Raw genomic sequence first — 19,548 nt, 5'->3', positions numbered from 1 at the left:
AGCTCGACGTCCGCAGCGAGCCACCGGCTCGCCGCCACGAGCTGATCTTCGAGACCTACGAGCGTCTGGAGCCGGGCGCCGGCTTCGTGCTCGTCAACGACCACGACCCCAAGCCGCTCTACTACCAGTTCGCCGCCGAGCACGCCGACCAGTTCACCTGGGACTACCTCGAGCAGGGCCCGGAGACGTGGCGCGTGCGGATCGGCCGAACGGCCTGACGTGAGCGCCCTGTCGGTCACGTCCTGGCTCGGCGGCGAGAACGGTCCCGCTCTGGTCCAGGACCTGCTCGCCGAGGTCATCGACCCCGAGCTGGGCCTCAACATCGTCGACCTCGGCCTCGTCTACGGACTCAGCGTCGACGCCGGGCTGGCCCGGATCACGATGACGATGACCACCCCCGGCTGCCCGCTCACCGCGTACTTCAACGACGAGATCCGCGGTGCCCTGTGGGGAGTGCCCGGCATCGAGGACGTCGAGGTGGAGATCGTCTGGGAGCCGCCGTGGGCGCCGGCGATGATGAGCGACGCGGGCAGGTCGGCCCTCGGCTGGCCGGCCTGACGGCGCCTGCTCAGCCGCGCCGGCGGCGCAGCTCCTCGGTGAGGGCGGGCACCACCTCGTGCAGGTCGCCGATCACCGCGTAGTCGGCCCGCGTCACCATGGGGGCGTCGGGGTCGGTGTTGATCGCGATGATGGTCTTGGCGCTCTGGCACCCGGCCCAGTGCTGGATGGCCCCGCTGATGCCGCAGGCGAGGTAGAGGTCCGGTGAGATCCGGCTGCCGGTCTGGCCGACCTGCTCGTGGTGGGGCCGCCAGCCGAGGTTGGTGACGACCCGGGAGACGCCCAGGGCACCACCGAGCAGCTCGGTGAGCTCGAGCAGGTCGTCGAATCCGTCGGCACGCCCGACGCCCCGGCCGGCCCCGACGACCACCTTGGCCTTGGTCAGCGCCGAGGTGTCCTCGCTCTCTGTCTCCTCGACGCGCACCACCCGTCCGAGCAGGTCGTGCTCCGAGAGCTCCACCGACACGGAGATCACCTCGGGCTCTGTTGCGGTGGAGGCGTTCTCGGGCTCACAGGCGTGGCCGGCGACGGTGAGCACCGCGACGTCACCGCCGAGCTCCACCTCCTCCAGCACCGAGCCGCCCAAGACCTGGCGGGAGACGTGCAGCGGCTCCGTGGAGTCGACCGAGACGACGTTGGCCGCCATGGCCGCGTCGAGGCGCGTGGCGACGTGGGCCATGAGCTCGCTACCTCGGGGCGTGCCGGCGGCCACGACCGCACGGGCGCCCCGCGTCCGGGCGGCCGACGTGAGCGCGGTCGCCCAGGCCGCTCCCCCGTAGGCGGCGAGCCGGTCGTCCTCCGCGTGGAGCAAAGCGGCAGCGCCCAGGTCACCGAGCTCGCGACGCAGCGGGTCCACCACCTCGTCGCCGATCACCATCGCCTCGACGGACTCGTCGGGCACGGCGAGCTGGTCGCGGGCGAAGGTCATCGCCTCGCGGGTGGTCTCGGCGAGCCCGTCACCGTCGGTCTCGGCCCAGACGATGATCATCGCGACACCACCCCGATCCTCTCCAGCACGTCGACCAGCGCCGGGACGGCGGCGGCTCCCTCGCCCAGCACCTGCACCTCGCTGGGCTGCGCCGGGAGCTCCTTCAGCCGGACGCGGCCCGAACCGCTCGGCTTCACGTTCGGCGACACGTGGTCCACCGGTGCCCGCTTGGCCTTCATCCGTCCCGGGATCGAGGGATAGCGCGGCTCCACGCCTCCCTCGCGGACGGCCACGACGGCCGGCAGCGGCACCTCGAAGACCTCGGTCCCCTCCGGTCCCGTGCCACGTGCAATGAGCATCTCGCCGTCGACCTCGAGCGTCGAGATCCCCATCAGCACGGGCCAGCCCAGGGCATGACCGATTCGGACGCCGACCTGGAAATCGCCGGTGTCGGCTGCGTCGTTGCCGACGAGCACCAACCGGTGGGAGTGGCCCTGCTCCTGGTCCTTCGCGACGTGCTCGGCGATGGCGCCCGCGACATCGGCCGGGCCGTAGCGCTCCGGGTCGGCCTCGATCAGCACGCCCCGACTGCACCCGACGGCCAGCGCGGCCCGCAGCTGCTCCTCGGCGTCCTCGGTCCCCAGCGACAGCACGGTGGCCTCCCCGTCGGTCGAGGACGCCACGTCGACGGCCAGCGTGACGGCGCACTCGTCGTGGGAGCTCATCGTGAAGCCGGCGTGGCTGGTGTCGACGGCACCGTCGGGCGTGAGGGTCACCTGCGCGGTGGTCTCCGGCACGCGCTTGACACAGACCAAGACGTCGGTCATCCGTGCTACCTCCGGATCCGCTCGTTGTCGGGGTCGAACAGCCCTGTGGCGTCGGTGGATCCGACCACGACCGGATACCGGTGACCCAAGTAGTCCACCGTCAGGTGCGTCCCGACCGAGGCGTGCTCGGGCGGCAGGTAGGCCATCAACACGTGCTTGCCCAGCGACGGAGCCGACCCGGCGGAGGTGACGTAGGAACGCCGGCCGGAAGCGTCCACCAGAGGCGCGCCGTCCGGGGTGAGGATCGGCTCCCCGCCGAGCATGTAGCGCTTCACGTCGTCCGGCCCGGTGTGGTCCTCCACCGTCAGGGTGCACATCACGGCAACCGGGTCCTCGGCCCGTTGCTTGAGGTAGGCCTCGCGGCCGAGGAAGTCGGCGTCCTTGACCTTCGGGCGGGTCATGCCGGCTTCCACGAGGGTGTGCTCGGTGTCGAGCTCGGCCCCGTGGGCGCGATAGCCCTTCTCGATCCGACCGGTCGTGCCGTAGACGCCGATCCCCGCCGGCACCAGGCCGAACGGCTCCCCGGCCTCCCGCAGCAGCGACCACAGCCGGGCCCCCTCCTCCATGGGGACATAGAGCTCCCACCCCAGCTCACCGACATACGAGATGCGGGAGGCGAGCGTGGGCACCGTGTCGACCTCGATGGTGCGGCACGTGGCGAACCGGAAGCCTTCGTGCGACACGTCGTCCGTCGTCAGGCTGCCGAGCACGTCTCGTGCCCGGGGCCCCCACAGGCCGATGGTCGAGAACGAGGAGGTGACGTCCACCAGGTATGCCGACCCGTCCGACGGCAGGTGCCGCCGGAACCACGCCAGGTCCACCATGCCGGTGGCGCCGCCGGTGACCACACGGAAGTGCTCCTCGCCCAGCCGCATGATCGTCAGGTCGGCCCGGATGCCGCCGCGCTCGTCGAGCAGGGACGTGTAGACCACCCGCCCCGCGGCGACGTCCATCTGCGCCACGGCGAGACGTTGCACCAGATCGAGCGCCCCGGGGCCGCGGACGTCGAAGACGACGAACGCGGTGAGGTCCACGATCGCCGCACGCTCGCGCATCGCGAGGTGCTCGGCGTTGATGATGGGTGACCACCACCGGGAGTCCCACTCCGCCTCCCGCGGCATCACCTGGTCGCCGTAGTCGCCGAGCAGGGTCTCGTTGGAGTTGTACCAGTGCGGACGTTCCCAGCCGCCCGCCTCGAAGAACACCGCACCGAGGGCCTCCTCGTCGGCGTGCATGGGCGCGAGGCGGACCTCGCGGTTGCTGCTCCACTGCTCGGACGGGTGGACGATGCCGTAGGTCTTGTTGAAGCCCTCCCCGGCTCGGGCCCGGACGTGACGACGGGTGCGCTGGTGCGGGTAGAAGCGCGCGATGTCGGCGCCGTGCAGGTCGAACTCGGGGTTGCCGTCGGTCATCCACTCCGCGACCATCCGGCCGACGCCCGGGCCCTCCTTCACCCACACCGCAGCCGCGGACCACAGTCCGTCGACTTGCGGGCTCTCCCCCAGGATCGGGCTGCCGTCCGGGGTCATGGAGAGCAACCCATTGATGGCGTAACGGATCCCGACGTCGGGGTTGCCGAGGACGTCGGGCATGAGCTCGAGGGCCTGCTCCAGCTGGAGGTCGAAGTCGTCGGCGGTGAACGGAAGCTCCGTCGGGGACAGCTTCGACTGCTCGATCGAGGGAATGTCCTCGGCGTTGTGCAGGATCGGCCGGTGGGCGTAGGAGCCGATCTCCATCTCCTGGCCGTGCTGGCGTTCATAGCAACCGGTGTCCATGTCGCGGACAATCGGGAAGTTGATCTCCCCGGTGGTGTCGGCGAACTGGGGCACCGGGCCGATGCTGATCATCTGGTGCACCGTGGGGGTCAGCGGGATGGCCGCGCCGGCCATCCGGGCCAGCTTGGGGCTCCAGACCCCGCAGGCGACCACGACCGTGCCGACCTCGATGTCGCCCTTGTTCGTGCGCACCCGGCAGATCCGGCCGTGCTCGACGTCCATGCCGGTGACCTCGACCGTCGGCACGCTGGTCAGTGCGCCCAGCTGCTGGGCGCGCTCGCGCATGATCGTGCCGGCCCGCAGCGAGTCGACGACGCCCACCGTCGGGGTGTAGAAGCCGCCGAGGATCACCGAGGGGTCGAGGTAGGGCACCTTCTCGGCCACCTGCCCGGGGGTGAGCAGCTCCGACTCGATCCCCCAGTCGATCGCCGAGGACATCCGGCGGTGCAGCTCCTGCATCCGCTCGGGCGTGCGGGCGACCTCGATGCCCCCGGACTGCGTGAACACCTCCATCTCGCGGTACTGCCGGACGCTGTCCAGCGTCAGGTCGGTGATCTCCCGTGAGTGGTCGACCGGGAAGATGAAGTTCGAGGCGTGCCCCGTGGAACCACCGGGGTTGGGCAGCGGCCCCTTGTCGATCTGGACGATGTCACGCCACCCCAGCCGGGCGAGGTGGTACGCCACGCTGTTGCCCACGATGCCGGCCCCGATGACCAGGACCCGCGCGCTGCCCGGAACTTCCGCCATGTCCCACGCTCCCGTGCCAGAACTGTGCCGCCGCCCGAGGGGTTCGTTGCGCGTTGCGCAACCCGCCTCGCGATACGAAACAAGGTTTCCGCATCGTCACCCCCGTCGACCGGGGCTGTCAAGCAGTTCGGTCGCGCCACCCGAGGCGGGAGGACACCTCCTGCGCCGTCGCCACCAGTCGATCGACGGCGACATCGATGCTGCCGGGGTCGAAGCGGAAGCTCGGCCCGGACACCGACAGCGAGGCGATCACGTCGCCGTGCGCGTTGTGCAGCGGTGCCGCCACGGCGGTGAGCCCGACCTCCAGCTCGTCGACCACCACGGCGTAGCCGTCCACGCGCACCTGCTCCACCTCCTTCAGCAGCTGCCGGACGTTCGTCACCGTCGTGGGCGTGTAGGCGCGCAGCCGGCCGCCGACCACCTGGCGGATCTGCTCGGCCGAAAGCCCCGAGAGGAGCACCTTGCCGTTCGACGTGGCGTGCAACGGGATCCGTTGACCGACCCAGTTGTGCGAGGGCAGCACCGAGGCGCCGGCGAGCTGGTCGAGGTAGAGGGCGGCGCCGTCGTGGAGCACGGCGATGTTGACGGTCTCCTCCAGCTGCCGCGCGAGCTCCCGCGCGAGCGGCCGCGCCTCCTGCACGACGTCGAGCCGGGCGGTGGTCGCGCCCGCGAGCCGCAGGATGCCCACGCCCAGGCGGTACTTGCCGCGCTCCGCGCTCTGCTCGACGAGGTCGCCGGCCTCCAGCGCGGCGAGCAGGCGGAAGGCCGTCGACTTGTGGACCCCGAGCTCGGCGGCGACCTGGGTGACGCCGCACTCCCCCTCGTGCGCGAGGACCTCGAGCACCCGCACGGCGCGGTGCACCGACTGGACCGTGCCCACACCGGCACCCGAGGTCGCGCTCATACCGGACACGCTAGAGGAACGTCGACGGCACCGCCCCCATCGCGAGCGTGCGCCCGGCGAGACCTGATCGTTGCGTGCCCGCTCCCGCGTCGCGATCAGCCGACCAGACCATGGCCGATAGGGTCGAGCGGTGGGTCAGGGAACGCAGTCGATCGACCGGGCAGCCGAGTTGCTGTCCTTGGTGATCCATGCCCCGACTGCCGTGACCTACACCGAGCTGGTGGAGACGACGGGGCTGGCCCGCTCCACGGTCTCCCGCCTGCTCGCCGCCCTCGAGCGCAACGGCCTGCTCGAGCGCGACCCTGAGGGAGCCTTCCGTGGGGGCGCGATGTTCACGCACTACGCCACCCGCTTCGACCGGGTGGAGTCGCTGGTGGCCGTCGCCCAGCCCTACCTCGAACGGATCGGCGAACACACCGGTGAGACGGTCAACCTCGGTGTGCCGCGTGGGGACACCGTGGTCCATGTCGCGCAGGTCGACTCGCGCTACGTGGTCGGCGCCACCAGTTGGGTCGATGTCGACGTGCCACCGCACTGTTCAGCGCTCGGCAAGGTGATGTACGCCTTCGACGCCATCCCGCTCCCGGACGGTCCGCTCCCCCGGTGCACCTCGGCCTCCCTCCCCGACCGCTCCGCCCTGCTGCGTGAGCTGGAACGCATCCGCGAACGCGGGTTCGCAGAGACCTCAGGCGAGTTCGAGGAGGGCCTCGATGCGGTGGCCGCACCGGTGCGAGGCGCCGACGGTCTTGTCCATGCCGCGATCGGCGTGTCGGGGCCGACCTTCCGCCTCGAGGGCGAGCACGAGGAGTTGGGTGCCCTCGTGGTCGCCGAGAGCGAGCGGCTCAGCCGCGCGCTGGCGAAACTGGGCTGACCGGCCCTCCGCCGGCGACGCGGCCAGGTCGCCGCTCAACCGGCCAGGTCGCCGAGGCGCGCGGACATCTCGCGCCGCCACCGCTCGGCGCGGGCGACCTGGTTGAAGGTGTAGAGGTGGATGCCGGCCACCCCCGCCTCGGACCACTGCAACCCGGGGGCGAGGTCGTGGAGGAACCGCTCGGGACGGAAGCCGCCGGGAGCGGCGAGCCGGGCGAACAGGAACCGGTGCCCGGCCAGGAACCGCGCCGACTGGCTGACCCCGATGCGGCTGGCCATGGCCACCAGCTTGGTCCGCTCGACCGGCCCGGGCACGCCCACGTAGACGGGGAGCAGCATGCCCCGGCGCCGCAGCCGGTGCAGCCACGACACCACGGTGTCCGCGCTCGGGCACAGGTTGCTCACCACGTGCGTGGCGTAGTGCCGCTTGTCCCACATCGACTGCACGGTGACGTCGTCGTCGATCGCCGGATGCGACTCGGGGTAGCCGGTGATGCCGATCTCGTCGAACGGGTGCCCCAGGTCGCGCAGGTCCTGCAGGAGCTCCAGCGCGCACTGGTAGGTCTGCTCCGTCGGGGTCGCATCACCTCCGGGCACGAAGATCCGGCGGATCCCGGCCGTCGCCAGCCGGTCGACGACCTCCTTGAGCTCGGAGCGCCCCCGGACCATCCGGGCCGCCAGGTGGGGCACGACGTCATACCCGCCCTCGGCGAGGCGCACGGACAGGGCGAGGGTCTCCTCCAGGCCTGCGCGGGGCGACGCGGTGACGGTCACCGTGCGCCCGACGGGCACGTGCTCGTGCAGCTCCTCGGCGACGGCCCGCGTGGGCAGGACCTCATAGCGCACCGACTCCACCAGCTGGCGCACCAGCTGGTCCTGCTCCCGGCTCCGACCCATCGGCCACCTGCCTCGCGAGAACCCTTGCGACCGGCCCCGTCGCGCCATAACGTGGGCCTCAAGTTCCATATTATGAACCTGACGGCACAACACAAGCGGTAACACACCAAGCACAAAGGAGCAGTGGCCATGACGGCGGACATGCAGCTGGACGGACACGCGAACGTCCCCTCCGTGGACCAGAGCGACCGCAAGGTCCCGATCAACCTGCGTCAATCGGGGCCGACCCCGGTGGAGCTCCTGATCTCCACCCGGATACGCAAGTCGCCGTACTGGGAGCTCTCGCACCAGGCGGGATGCTGGCGTGCCGAGGTCTACAACCGCATGTACCACCCACGCGGCTACGTCCGTCCCGAGGACGGCGGGGCGATGGCCGAGTACGACTCGATCGTCCACGACGTCACGATGTGGAACGTCGCGGTCGAGCGGCAGATCCAGGTGATCGGCCCCGATGCGGAGGCATTCGTCAACTTCGTGATTACCCGTGACGCCACCAAGATCTCGCCGATGCGAGCCCGCTACGTGATCCTGTGCAACGAGGCGGGCGGGATCCTCAACGACCCGGTGCTGCTGCGTCTCGCAGCCGACGAGTTCTGGTTCAGCTGCTCGGACACCGACCTCATGCTGTGGTTGCAGGGCGTCAACGTGGGGAAGCGGTTCGATGTGCAGATCAACGAGATCGACGTCTCACCGGTGCAGATCCAAGGGCCCAAGTCGGTGGACCTGATGGCCGACCTGGTCGGCCCGGCGGTGCGGGACATCCCCTCCTACGGCCTGATGTCCGCCGCCGTGGCCGGGCTGGAGGTGGTGATCTCCCAGACCGGCTTCTCCGGTGAGAAGGGCTACGAGATCTACCTGCGCGACGCGACACTGCACGCCGAGCGGATGTGGAACGCGGTCCTCGAGGCCGGAAAGCGCCACAACCTCAAGGTGATCGCGCCGGCCCACCACCGCCGGGTGGCCGCCGGGATCCTGTCGTGGGGGCAGGACATGGACTTCGAGACCCTGCCCTTCCAGGTGAACCTCGGCTACCAGGTCCCTCGCCAGAAGACGGCCGACTACGTCGGCAAGCAGCGCCTCGAGGAGGTCCGCGCGCAGATCGAGGCCGGCAACCCGCCGTTCACCCACCAGCTCGTCGGCATGAAGCTCGGCGGCAAGCCGATCACCGAGTACGCGCCGGACTTCTGGCTGATCAGCACCGCTCCCGAGGACGACCCGGTCGGCTACCTCACCTCGCCGTGGTACTCCCCCGAGCTGGGCACGAACATCGCGATGGGGCACGTGCCGGTCTCGTTGACGGCCCTGGGCACGCAACTGTGGGTGCGGCTGCCGGACGAGTATGCCGAGGTGCCAGGGATGCCCGTGGTGGCCGAGGTCGTCGACATCCCGTTCCGTCCCTCGGTCAACCCCAACACCCGGGAGGCCCTGAAGAAGCGGGGGCTCGACGCCGCCGTCTGACGAGGTTCAGACCTGTCGGCGCGACTCCACCGCGTCGACGATCTCGGCGACCGCTTCGTCGATGGGCACGCCGTTCTTCTGCGAGCCGTCGCGGTAGCGGAAGGACACTGCCCCGGCGGAGCGGTCGTCCTCACCGGCGATGAGGACGAACGGCACCTTCTGCTTACTGGCGTTGCGGATCTTCTTCGGGAACCGGTCGGCAGAGGTGTCCAGCTCGACGCGGATGCCCCGGGCGCGCAGCTGCTCGGCAACCCCGGTGAGGTGCTCGGCATACTCCTCGGCGACGGGGACGCCGAGCACCTGCACGGGCGCGAGCCACGGAGGAAAGGCACCGGCGTAGTGCTCGACGAGGACGCCGATGAACCGCTCGATCGAGCCGAACTTCGCCGAATGGATCATCACCGGACGCTGCCGCGAGCCGTCGGCCGCCTGGTACTCCAGCTCGAAGCGCTGGGGCTGGTTGAAGTCGTACTGGATGGTCGACATCTGCCAGGTCCGGCCGATTGCGTCGCGCGCCTGCACCGAGATCTTGGGGCCGTAGTAGGCGGCGCCGCCCGGGTCGGGCACCAGCTCCAGGCCGGTCTCGACCGCGACGCCCTCCAGCAGCCGGGTCGCCTCGGCCCACTGCTCCTCGGAGCCGATGAACTTCTCGACGTTCTCCTCGTCGCGGGTGGACAGCTCGAGGTAGTAGTCGTCGAGGCCGAAGTCCTTGAGCAGACTGAGGACGAAGCTCAGCAGGTGCCGCACCTCGTCGGCCGCGCCCTCGGCGGTCACGTAGGAGTGCGAGTCGTCCTGGGTGATCATCCGGACGCGGGTGAGCCCCTGCAGCACCCCAGACTTCTCGTCGCGGTAGACGGTGCCGAACTCGAAGAGGCGCAGCGGCAGGTCGCGGTAGGAGCGCTGCCGCGACTTGTAGATGAGGTTGTGCATCGGGCAGTTCATCGCCTTGAGGCGGTAGTTCTGCCCGTCGACGTCCATCGGCGGGAACATGCCGTCCGCGAAGTACGGCAGGTGCCCCGAGGTGTAGAACAGGTCCTCCTTGGCGATGTGCGGGGTGCCGACGTAGCTGAAGCCCTCGTCGATATGGCGCTGGCGGACGTAGTCCTCCATGACGCGCTTGATGACCCCGCCCTTGGGGTGGAAGACCGGCAGCCCCGGCCCGATGAGCTCCGGGAAGGAGTAGAGGTCCAGCTCGGCTCCGAGCTTGCGGTGGTCGCGCCGCTCCGCCTCGGCCAAGCGGTCCAGGTAGTCCTTGAGCTCCTGCTTGCTCGGCCACGCGGTGCCGTAGATGCGCTGCAGCTGCGGGTTCTTCTCCGACCCGCGCCAGTAGGCGCCGCCGGAACGAACCAGCTTGAAGGCGTTGCCCAGCAGCTTGGTCGAGGGCACGTGCGGGCCGCGGCACAGGTCCCGCCAAGCCAGCTCGCCGTCCCGCCGGCGGTTGTCGTAGATGGTCAGCTCACCGGCGCCGACCTCCACGTCGGCGCCCTCCGCCGCGGCGGCGGCGTTGCCGCCCTTGAGGCCGATCAGCTCCAGCTTGTAGGGCTCGTCGGCGAGCTCAGCGCGCGCCTCCTCGTCGGTGACGACCCGCCGGGAGAAGGTCTGCCCCTCGTTGACGATCTTCTGCATGACCTTCTCCAGCGACTTGAGCTGGTCGGGGTCGAAGGGCTCGTCGACGTCGAAGTCGTAGTAGAAGCCGTCGCGCACCGGCGGACCGATGCCGAGGCGGGCCTTGGGGTTGACCTGCTGCACCGCCTGGGCCAGCACGTGGGCCGCCGAGTGCCGCAGCACCGCCAGGCCCTCGTCGGAGTGCACCGACACCGGCTCGACCACGTCGCCGTCTCGCAGCTCGTGTGCCAGGTCGCGCAGCTCGCCGCCCACCCGGGCGACCACGACCTCCTTGTCCCCTTGGAAGAGGTCTGCAGCCGTCGTGCCTGCCGCCACCGATCGCTCGCTCCCGGCGACGGACACGGTGATGTCGGCAGACACGTGCTTCTCCTCAGGTCTGGCAGTGGCTCCGGCCCGGGCGCGGAAACCCGGGACGGACACGGTGCAGTGATGGTATCGGGCCGGTCAGCGACCGCTCACCACGGTTTCGTCCGGGCCGAGGCTCTCCGCGACGTCGCCCAGGCGCACCGGTCCCGGCACGTCCACCGCCGCGTAGACCCCCGGGCACCCGGACGGTATGCCGGTCACGGCCAGCGTGACGCCCCCCACGTGGACGCGGTCCCCCACCCAGCCGGCCAGCTCAGCGCTCGTCACCTCGAGGACGAAGTTGGCCCGGATCTCGGGAGTGCGGTCCTCGGCGCTGATGAGGTGCACAGGAGCCTTCTTGCGCCGGTCCCCGGCCAGTCCGTCACGGACCACCTCGACCTCCGGCAGGGATCGGCTGGGCTCACCCTTGACCGGGTGGATCAGGATGTCGGTCACCTGCCCGTGGCTCATGGATCAACGGTAACCGAGCGCCGTCGGGTCGCGCCCTCCTCGCCGGTGCCGCCGCTGGCGTCACTGCTGGAGACACGACCGTTCGGCACCAGGGGCAGGGAACGCAACCGACGCCCGCAGGCCGCGAAGACGGCGTTGGCGACCGCGGGCGCGACCGCGATGATCGGTGTCTCGCCGGCGCCGGACGACTCCTGCTCCGGCCGGTCGAGCAGGATGACCTCGATCGGTGGGACGTCGGTGAACCGCGGCACCCGGTAGTCGGCCAGGCTGGCAGTGCGCACGCAACTGCCGTCGAAGTGGACTGCCTCCCACAGTGCCCCGCCGAGGCCCATGATCGTCGCGCCCACCACCTGCGCCTGCAGGCCGTCCGGGTCGACCACCGCGCCGCAGTCGAACGCGGTGACCACCCGGCGCACGCTCAGCACGCCGCTCGCGTCCACCCGCACCTCGGCCGCGGTGGCGACGCGGCCGCCCTTCTCGAGGCCACAGGCGATGCCGAGCCCCGCGCCGGGCTCCCCCGGCTGGTTCGGCCACCCGACGTGGTCGGCAACCGTGGAGAGCACCGCCTTGAGGCGGGCGTCGGCAAGGTGGCGCAGGCGGAGCGCGACGGCATCGATGCCGAGGCCCGCCGCGACCTCGTCCAGGTGTGACTCGCGCGCGAACGTGTTCGCCGTGGCGGCCAGTGCGCGGTAAGACCCTTGCGGCAACGGGGAATCCGCTGGCTGGAAGCGGACCAGCTGGTGGGGGAAGTCGTAGGGAGGCAGCAGGGCCGCAGCACCCGAGTTGACGTTGGTGAACTCCCACCCGGTGATGGTCCCGTCCCGCAGGGCGCTGCTGCGGACGTCGATGACGGCTGCCGGCCGGAAGTAGGCGTGCCGGAACTCCTCCTCGCGGGTCCACTCCACCTTGACCGGCCGCCCCGTCGCGCAGGCGATTCGCGCCGCTTCGGTGGCGACGTCACCGGAATGCTTGCCACCGAAGCCGCCGCCGAAGTCCGGGACGACGACCCGCACCTGGTCCTCGGGAAGGCCTACGGCCGCCGCGACGGCCGAGCGGGCGGCGAACGGCCGCTGCGTGCCGACCCACACGGTCAGCACGTCGTGGTCTCGCGCGGCCAGCGCTGTCCGTGGCTCGAGCGGCACGTGCGCGAGGTAGGCCGTGGTGTAGGACCCGGTCAGGACGAGGTCGGCGTGCGCCACCGCCTCCGCGACGTCACCGAGGCGGTGGTCGACCGGACCGCCCCACCCGTGGTCATCGGCGAGGTGGCTGCGCAGGTAGTCGCCGAGGTCGGGCTCGGCCGGTCCCGTGCCAGGGCTCCAGTCGGCTCGGACGGCTCCCAGGGCCGTCGTGGCGGCCTCCCGACAGCTCGCGGCCACGGCGACGAAGTCGCCGTCCTCGACCACCGTGGCGCCCCGGATCGCAGCAGCTGCCGAGGTGTCGACCCGCAGCAGGCGGGCCCCGTGTGCCGGGGGCCGCAGCACCCGGCCGTGCAGCATGCCAGGCAGGGCCAGGTCGGAGGGAAAGCGCTTGGCGCCGGTCACGGCCGTCACCAACCCGTCGCGTAGCGCCTCGTCATCGACCCCGGCGAGGCCGGGCGGAGTCGGGGGCAGTGCGGCGTCGGGGTCGGCGCGGTGGTGGCCGTTCCCCTCCTCCTGCAGCAGCCGGTGGGCTGCGGCGGCCACGAGACGCACGGCATGTCCGGCATCCGGGGTGGAACGGCTGCCGAACGTCCCGAGGTCGAACGGCGCGCTGGCGGTGTCGCCCAGGTGCAGGTGCACGCAGGACGTGGGGACGCCGAGCTCGGCCGCGACCAGCCGGGTGAGGGCCCACCGGTTGCCCTGCCCGGCGTCGACCTTGCCCACGTAGGCGTGCACGTGTCCGTCGGCGTCGACGACCAGGCGTGCGCCACCGGGCGTGCTCCACCCCCACGACCGGTCGCCGCCCTCGAGGGATGGCAGCTCGACGGAGAGCTGCTCCGGCGCCTCCTCCCCCGCTGGAGGCTGTGGTGACAGCCGGGACGGGCGCTCGGGTCGCCCGGCTGCGGCGCGCACGGCGGCCACGATGCGCGGATAGCCGCCACAGCGGCACACATTGCCGTCCAAGGCTGGCCGCACCGTGGTGTCATCGGGCTCGGACTCGCGCGCCAGGAGCGCGACCGCACTCATGAGCATCCCCGGAGTGCAGTAGCCGCACTGAAGCGCCCGCGCGTCGACGAACGCCTGCTGCACCGGGTGCAACCGGCCCTCGCAGACCAAGCCCTCCACGGTGGTGACCTCGGCCCCGGCGACCGACTCGAGGGCCGTCGTGCAGGCACGGGTGGGCGTTCCGTCGAGGAGCACCGTGCAGGCGCCGCACTCCCCCTCGCCGCAGCCGTACTTCGCGCCGGTGAGCCCGAGCTCGTCGCGCAGCGCCGTGAGCAGGGTCCGGTCCGGGACCTCCTCGACGTCCCGAGCCGTGCCGTTCACCCGGAGCCGGACCATGGGAGCGACGGTACGCCGCACCGCTGTGCGCACGCGCAAGACCGGTTGACCACGCCGATCCGGCGACGACGCGGGACGATCTGGGTATGGGCGCGGTCGCCAGTCTGGACGCGTACCAGCGTGGCCACCGCTGGGTCGGCCTTCCGCTGGCCGTCGTCTACAAGTACTTCGACGACCACGGCGGCTACCTGGCAGCGCTGATCACCTACTACGGGTTCCTCAGCCTGTTCCCGTTGCTGTTGCTGCTCGTGACGGCCCTCGGGTACCTGCTCCACGGCGACCCGTCGCTGCAGCAGCAGGTGGTGCACTCCGCACTGGGCCAGTTCCCCATCGTGGGAAGCCAGCTCGGCCGCAATGTCCACGCGGTCCACGGCAGCCTCGCCGCGGTGGTGGTCGGGGTGTGCGGCGCCCTCTACGGCACGATGGGGGTGGGCCAGGCTGTGCAGAACGCCCTCAACGTCGTCTGGGCCGTGCCGCAGAACTCTCGCCCCAACCCGATCAAGAGCAGGCTGCGCAGTCTGGCCGTGCTGCCACTCCTGGGGCTCGGGCTGCTGGCCACGACCGGCCTGTCCGCGCTGACCACCAGCATCCACGCCTACGCCAGCGGGTCGATCACAGGCCTGCTCGTGCGGGTGGGGTCCATCCTCCTGTCGGTGCTCATCAACGTGCTGCTGTTCCTTGCGGCGTTTCGGCTGCTGACGGCCCGTCCGGTGAGCGTGGCACAGGTCCGGGACGGCGCCCTCGCCGCGGCGATCGGCTGGCAGGTCCTGCAGCTGCTCGGGACCTACTTCGTCGGGCACACCCTCAAGGACTCCAGTGAGTACTACGGCGTGTTCGGGGTCGTGCTGGGGCTGCTGGCGTTCATCTACCTCGCCGCGAACCTGGTGGTGTTCTGCGCCGAGGCGAACGCGGTACGCGCCCAGAAGCTCTGGCCGCGCAGCCTGCTGACGCCGTTCACCGACGCGGTGTCCCTCACCCCCGGGGATGAGAACGCCTATCGGTCCTATGCGGCCGCGCAGCGCCGCAAGGGCTTTCAGCGGATCAGGAGCACCTTCCGCCGGCACCGCGGCTGACCGCCGGGTCAGGTCAGAGTGGCGGTGTCGATGACGAAGCGGTAGCGCACGTCGGATGCCAGGACCCGCTCGTAGGCGGTGTTGACCTGGTCGGCGGAGATGAGCTCGATGTCAGAGGCGATGTGGTGCTCGGCGCAGAAGTCGAGCATCTCCTGGGTGAGGGCAATGCCGCCGATCTGGGAACCGGCGAAGGACCGGCGCCCACCGATGAGGGAGAACACGTCGAGGCTCAGCGGCTCCGGCGGCGCGCCGACGTTCACCAGGGCACCGTCGACGGCGAGCAGGCTGAGGTAGGCGTCGACGTCGATGGGCGCGCTGACCGTGTTGACGATCAGGTCGAACTGGCCGGCGAGCTGCTCGAAGGTGCTCGGGTCGGACGTGGCGTAGTAGTGGTCCGCCCCCAACCGCAGGCCGTCCTCCTGCTTCTTCAGCGACTGGGACAGCACGGTCACCTCGGCCCCGAGGGCGTGGGCGATCTTCACGCCCATGTGGCCGAGTCCGCCGAGACCGACGATCGCAACCTTCCTGCCCGGGCCGGCGCCCCAGCGACGCAGCGGTGAGTAGGTGGTGATGCCGGCGCACAGCAGCGGGGCCGCCGCGGCGAGGTCGAGGCTCTCCGGGACCGAGAGAACGAAGTCCGCGTCGACCACCACGTGCGTGGAGTATCCGCCCTGAGTGGTGGTGCCATCGCGGTCGGTGCCGGCGTAGGTGGGAACCGATCCGTTGAGGCAGTACTGCTCGTCACCGTTGCGGCAGTTGGTGCATTCGCCGCACGAGTTCACCATGCAGCCGACGCCGACCCGGTCGCCGACCCGGTGCCGGGTGACCTCGGACCCGACCTCGGTGACGATGCCGACGATCTCGTGCCCCGGCACGACCGGGAACGGTTGCGGTCCCCAGTCGCCGTTGACGGTGTGGATGTCGGAGTGGCAGATCCCGGCGTACCTGATCTCGATGAGGACGTCGTTCGGACCGACGTCGCGGCGCTCGATGACCATGGGGGCCAGGGGCTGGCCGGCGTCGGGGGCGGCATAGGCGTTGACGCGCATGCGTGTCGTGCTCCTTCTGGTGTGTTGGGGTTGCTTCTCTTCGGCCTCTTCGGCCTCGAAGAGGACTCGGCCGCCGGGGCGGGTCACCTCATCGGGCCGCCGCGGCGCTGGCACAGGGCGACGCCTCGGTGAACTCGCGAACCTCTCGACGTTGTCCACGCCATCAACCCTAAGCAGCCCGGCGGCGTGGTCCTGACCAGGAGGGGTGCCCTGTCATGGCACCCCTCACGGGGCGGTCCGCTACGTCTGAGGGCCGACCCTTGGGCCCTGGAGGGCAGCTCGCTGCTGAACCGCAACCTCTGTTCCGGCCCAAGGGCCGGTTCTCGGGTCCATACCCATCGTTGCCAGCAAGGTCACATCTTCATTTCGATCTGTCTGCGGACAGGTCGCCAGGGCGGGCCAGGCCGGGGCAAGCTCACCCCCGCTTGACGGCGGTGCCAGCGACCATCGGCTCGCCCGGCAGCAGCGGCGCGAACGGGAAGCTGAAGCGCCGCAGCCGGGTCACGGTCAGTTCAGATCTCCGGAGCGCCGCGACGGTGTCCCGATTCAGGTGGCAGTTCCCGTCGAACCTCCGCGCGAGCGGGGTGAGGAGGTCCTGCACGGCTCCACCGAGCCAGCTCTGGGCACGTACGTGCTCGCCGAAGCGCAGCTCGCCGCCGGGTCGCAGCACCCGGTGCACCTCCGCCAGCGCGGTGTCGGGGTCCGGCACCGAGCAGAGCACCAGCGTGATGACCACGGCGTCGAGGCTGTGGCTCTCGATCGGCAGCTCGTCGGCGTGGCCGGGCACCACCCGTACCGGCACCGGCGCGCACTCCGCAGCGCGTTCGGCGAGCCCGCGCAGGGTCGCGTCGGGTTCCACCGCAACGACCTGGTCCACGGTGGCGGGGTAGTGCGCGAAGTTCTTCCCGTCGCCGCAACCGATGTCGGCGATGGCCCCACGTAGACCCTGCACCAGCTCACGCCGGAGGTCTTCGGCGCCGAGATCCTCGAGGCGGTCACTGATCCGGACGTAGCGCCGGGCGAAGCGGGGGTGCTGGAAGCGGCTCAGGTCGGTCACGTGGCTTCTCCCCCTCGGCTCCGGTGAACCAGCCGCTCCATCATCCCGGACCTCGGCACCCCCGACCGACGACCCCGTCTGTGGCGTGTCGTGGGCCCGATCGACCCCGACACGCCACAGACGAGGTCGTTGCGTGGTGACGATGTCTCCGCACAGCAGGATCGCTTGCTGACACGCCCTGGCCGTGGCCATCCGCTGGCGAACAGCGCTGGGTGTGCTGATCGGCATACATGCGCATGGAGATGCGGCCGGTCATGCTGCTCGCTTGCGCCGGGCCGCGCGGCCAACGCTCAGCAGCCGTCCGTTGAAGCGCTCATCAGGAAGTCGGGTCGGGACGGCTGCCATGATGGGGCCATGCTGCTCCCTGAGGCGGTTGGCTGGGCGGCCGGCCTGCAGCACCTCGACGCGCTCGAGGAGGCGGCGTTCGCGGTCGACCCGGGTGGGCAGGTCCGGTACGCGAATGAGGTGGCGGTACGGCTGTACCCGGTGCTGGGCGATCGCGCCGCCCTCGGGTTCCCTGTGCGCGACCTCGTACCCGCGCAACTGCATGGCGCGTTGGATGAGGTGATCGGTCAGGCCGCGGCGGGGACGACCTGGCGTGGGCGGCTCGCGGTGCTCGGGTCCGACGGAGTCGCCCGTGAGACCGACATGGTCTGCGCCCCGGTGCAGGAACACGGCGAGGTGGTCGGCGTGGTCTGCGTGGTTCACGACGCCACTGATCCAGGCGCTACGGCCAAGCGCGCCCACCGACTCGATGACCGGCTCGCTCGACTGGCTCGAGCCGCCGCTGAGCTCGGCGCCGCTGCCGACGTCGAGACCGTCACCGACGTGGTCATCTCACACCTGTGCGACGCGGTCGGTGCCACGGTGGCCTCGCTCAGCCTGCTGCAGGGTGACGTGCTGACGCTCGCTGGGCTGCGCGGTGGCGCCCCGGGGGCCGACCAGCGATGGACGACGTTCCCGGTCTCCACGCACACTCCGGCCTCGGAGGTCGTCCGCACCGGTGAGCCGCTCTTCCTGATCGGCAGGGACGCCATCGACGCTGCCTACCCCGAGCTCGAGAAGGCCGCAGAAGGCGAGCGATCCATGGTCGCGCTTCCCGTGCGGCTGGTCGGCCAGACCATCGGAGTGGTGACGTTGTCGTTCCCGGGAGAACGCTCCCTGGATGCCGCAGAGCTCGAGTTCTTCGGCATCGTCGCCGACTCCTGTGCCCAAGCCCTGGAGCGGATCCGAGCCCAGGGCGAAGCGGCCAAGCAGGCGGCACGTGCCCGCTTCCTGGCCGAGGCGAGCGCCGAGTTGGCCAACAGCCTTGACTATGAGACCACCTTGACCAGTGTGGCGAAGATGGCGATTCCCGAGTTCGCCGACTGGAGCGGGGTGGACCTGCTCCAAGATGGCCGGATCCACCGGCTGGCCGTGGAGCACTTCGATCCGGCCAAGGTCCAGTTCGCGCTCGACATCGAGCGGCGCTATCCCTCCGACCGGGACACCAACGAGGGCGCTTGGGCGGTGCTCGCCTCCGGTCAGAGCGTGTTGATCCCGGAGATCACCGACGAGATGCTGGTCGAAGGTGCCAAAGACGCCGAGCACCTGCGTTTGGCGCGCATGCTCGAATTGCGCAGCCTGCTGATGGTGCCGTTGGTGGCCCGCGACCAGGTGCTGGGTGTGATCAGCTGGGTCATGGCCGAGTCACACCGCAGCTACACCGAGGAGGACGTGAAGTTCGCCGAGGAGCTGGCCCGGCGCGCGGCCATCGCGATCGACAACTCGCAGCTGCACAGCCAGACCAAGGAGGTCGCCGAACAGCTGCAGCGCGCCGTCCTCCCCACCCTGCCGCAGAGCATCCCCGGCTGGCAGCTGGCCAGTTGCTACGAGCCAGCCGGCCGCACCGAGGTTGGCGGCGACTTCTACGACGCGATCCCGCTCGAGGACGGTCGCCTGGCGCTGTTCGTCGGGGATGTGATGGGCCGCGGCGTCGAAGCGGCCGCCGCCATGGCGCAGATGCGTTCCGCGTTGCGGGCCCATATCGCGGTGGACCCTGCACCTGAGCGGGTGATCAACCAGATGCGTGCGCTGTTCACCACCTACGACATTCCGCAGCTGGTGACCTTGGTCTACCTGGTTGCCTCGTCGGACTCCCTGGTCTACGTCAACGCTGGCCACCCGCCCCCGGTCATGCTGACCGCCGCCGGCACAGGCCGGGCGCTGCCCCTGGCCGACCGGCCTCCGCTCGGTGTGCCCAGCCCACCGAAAGGTTCGCGCATCGTGCCTTTCGCTCCCGGGGACACGCTGCTCGCCTACACGGACGGGCTCATCGAGCGGCGCGAGGAGGACATCGACAACGGTCTAGCCCGGTTGCTGTCCCACCTCCCGGCCCTGGACGAGGGCCCGCTGCCGGGCGCACTGGCCGGCCTGGTCGAGTGCGTGCGCGACCACGGGCGCGACGACGATGTGGCGGCAGTGGCGCTGCGGCACGGTTGACG

16 protein-coding genes are annotated in these 19,548 nt (G+C 70.6%); 6 read left to right on the top strand and 10 right to left on the bottom strand.

The genetic code is table 11. The annotated features are described in order from the left end of the window. Together VFL99_RS04050 and VFL99_RS04045 are read left to right on the top strand one after the other, a co-directional pair. On the top strand, positions 1–218 hold a 218-nt coding region (locus VFL99_RS04050), incomplete at its 5' end, for a DUF2249 domain-containing protein (protein WP_325105048.1). 1 nt (position 219) lies between these two features. Beyond that, positions 220–558 carry a metal-sulfur cluster assembly factor gene (locus tag VFL99_RS04045; protein ID WP_325105047.1) on the top strand — a complete coding sequence of 113 codons (339 nt, stop codon included), beginning with the start codon at positions 220–222 and terminating at the stop codon, positions 556–558. Between the two features lie 10 nt (positions 559–568). Here VFL99_RS04045 and VFL99_RS04040 read toward each other — a convergent pair whose 3' ends face one another. The 4 genes from VFL99_RS04040 to VFL99_RS04025 all read right to left on the bottom strand — a co-directional run bounded on the left by VFL99_RS04040 (position 569) and on the right by VFL99_RS04025 (position 5,739). Beyond that, positions 569–1,546: an electron transfer flavoprotein subunit alpha/FixB family protein gene (locus tag VFL99_RS04040; protein WP_325105046.1), complete on the bottom strand. Its 978-nt coding sequence runs from the start codon at positions 1,544–1,546 to the stop codon at positions 569–571. Continuing rightward, entirely contained in the window at positions 1,543–2,313 is a 771-nt protein-coding gene (locus VFL99_RS04035; RefSeq protein ID WP_325105045.1) for an electron transfer flavoprotein subunit beta/FixA family protein, read from the bottom strand. The genes VFL99_RS04040 and VFL99_RS04035 overlap by 4 nt, the downstream gene beginning before the upstream one ends. 5 nt (positions 2,314–2,318) lie before the next feature. After that, a complete protein-coding gene (locus VFL99_RS04030) occupies positions 2,319–4,835 on the bottom strand; it encodes a GcvT family protein (RefSeq protein WP_325105044.1) in 2,517 nt (838 codons plus the stop codon). Between the two features lie 118 nt (positions 4,836–4,953). After that, on the bottom strand, positions 4,954–5,739 hold the full coding sequence (locus VFL99_RS04025; RefSeq protein WP_325105043.1) for an IclR family transcriptional regulator: 786 nt from the start codon (positions 5,737–5,739) through the stop codon (positions 4,954–4,956). Between the two features lie 130 nt (positions 5,740–5,869). On the opposite strand from VFL99_RS04025, the gene VFL99_RS04020 reads away from it, so the two are divergent. After that, positions 5,870–6,610, top strand: a complete 741-nt coding sequence (locus tag VFL99_RS04020; RefSeq protein WP_325105042.1) for an IclR family transcriptional regulator — start codon at positions 5,870–5,872, stop codon at positions 6,608–6,610. Between the two features lie 35 nt (positions 6,611–6,645). Here VFL99_RS04020 and VFL99_RS04015 read toward each other — a convergent pair whose 3' ends face one another. After that, a complete protein-coding gene (locus VFL99_RS04015; RefSeq protein WP_325105041.1) occupies positions 6,646–7,506 on the bottom strand; it encodes a methylenetetrahydrofolate reductase in 861 nt (286 codons plus the stop codon). A gap of 129 nt (positions 7,507–7,635) precedes the next feature. On the opposite strand from VFL99_RS04015, the gene VFL99_RS04010 reads away from it, so the two are divergent. Then, positions 7,636–8,964 carry a glycine cleavage T C-terminal barrel domain-containing protein gene (locus VFL99_RS04010; protein ID WP_325105040.1) on the top strand — a complete coding sequence of 443 codons (1,329 nt, stop codon included), beginning with the start codon at positions 7,636–7,638 and terminating at the stop codon, positions 8,962–8,964. A gap of 6 nt (positions 8,965–8,970) precedes the next feature. Here the strand turns inward: VFL99_RS04010 and thrS are convergent, their stop codons facing one another. The 3 genes from thrS to VFL99_RS03995 all read right to left on the bottom strand — a co-directional run bounded on the left by thrS (position 8,971) and on the right by VFL99_RS03995 (position 13,886). Further along, entirely contained in the window at positions 8,971–10,950 is a 1,980-nt protein-coding gene (gene thrS, locus VFL99_RS04005; RefSeq protein ID WP_325105039.1) for a threonine--tRNA ligase, read from the bottom strand. Between the two features lie 84 nt (positions 10,951–11,034). Next, entirely contained in the window at positions 11,035–11,406 is a 372-nt protein-coding gene (locus VFL99_RS04000) for a hypothetical protein (RefSeq protein WP_325105038.1), read from the bottom strand. Continuing rightward, positions 11,403–13,886 carry a molybdopterin cofactor-binding domain-containing protein gene (locus VFL99_RS03995; protein ID WP_325105037.1) on the bottom strand — a complete coding sequence of 828 codons (2,484 nt, stop codon included), beginning with the start codon at positions 13,884–13,886 and terminating at the stop codon, positions 11,403–11,405. The genes VFL99_RS04000 and VFL99_RS03995 overlap by 4 nt, the downstream gene beginning before the upstream one ends. 86 nt (positions 13,887–13,972) lie before the next feature. On the opposite strand from VFL99_RS03995, the gene VFL99_RS03990 reads away from it, so the two are divergent. Next, a complete protein-coding gene (locus VFL99_RS03990) occupies positions 13,973–14,959 on the top strand; it encodes a YihY/virulence factor BrkB family protein (protein WP_325105036.1) in 987 nt (328 codons plus the stop codon). Positions 14,960–14,967: 8 nt separating this feature from the next. Here the strand turns inward: VFL99_RS03990 and VFL99_RS03985 are convergent, their stop codons facing one another. Both VFL99_RS03985 and VFL99_RS03980 read right to left on the bottom strand, forming a co-directional pair. Further along, positions 14,968–16,008: an NAD(P)-dependent alcohol dehydrogenase gene (locus tag VFL99_RS03985; protein WP_325105035.1), complete on the bottom strand. Its 1,041-nt coding sequence runs from the start codon at positions 16,006–16,008 to the stop codon at positions 14,968–14,970. A gap of 415 nt (positions 16,009–16,423) precedes the next feature. Then, a complete protein-coding gene (locus VFL99_RS03980) occupies positions 16,424–17,065 on the bottom strand; it encodes a class I SAM-dependent methyltransferase (protein ID WP_325105034.1) in 642 nt (213 codons plus the stop codon). A gap of 90 nt (positions 17,066–17,155) precedes the next feature. On the opposite strand from VFL99_RS03980, the gene VFL99_RS03975 reads away from it, so the two are divergent. Then, a complete protein-coding gene (locus VFL99_RS03975; RefSeq protein ID WP_325105033.1) occupies positions 17,156–19,546 on the top strand; it encodes a SpoIIE family protein phosphatase in 2,391 nt (796 codons plus the stop codon). Positions 19,547–19,548 lie beyond the last annotated feature (2 nt).

This window comes from Segeticoccus sp., from assembly GCF_035708005.1.
Note: the sequence above shows the minus strand (reverse complement) of the source record. Positions and strands in the feature narration are given on the sequence as shown.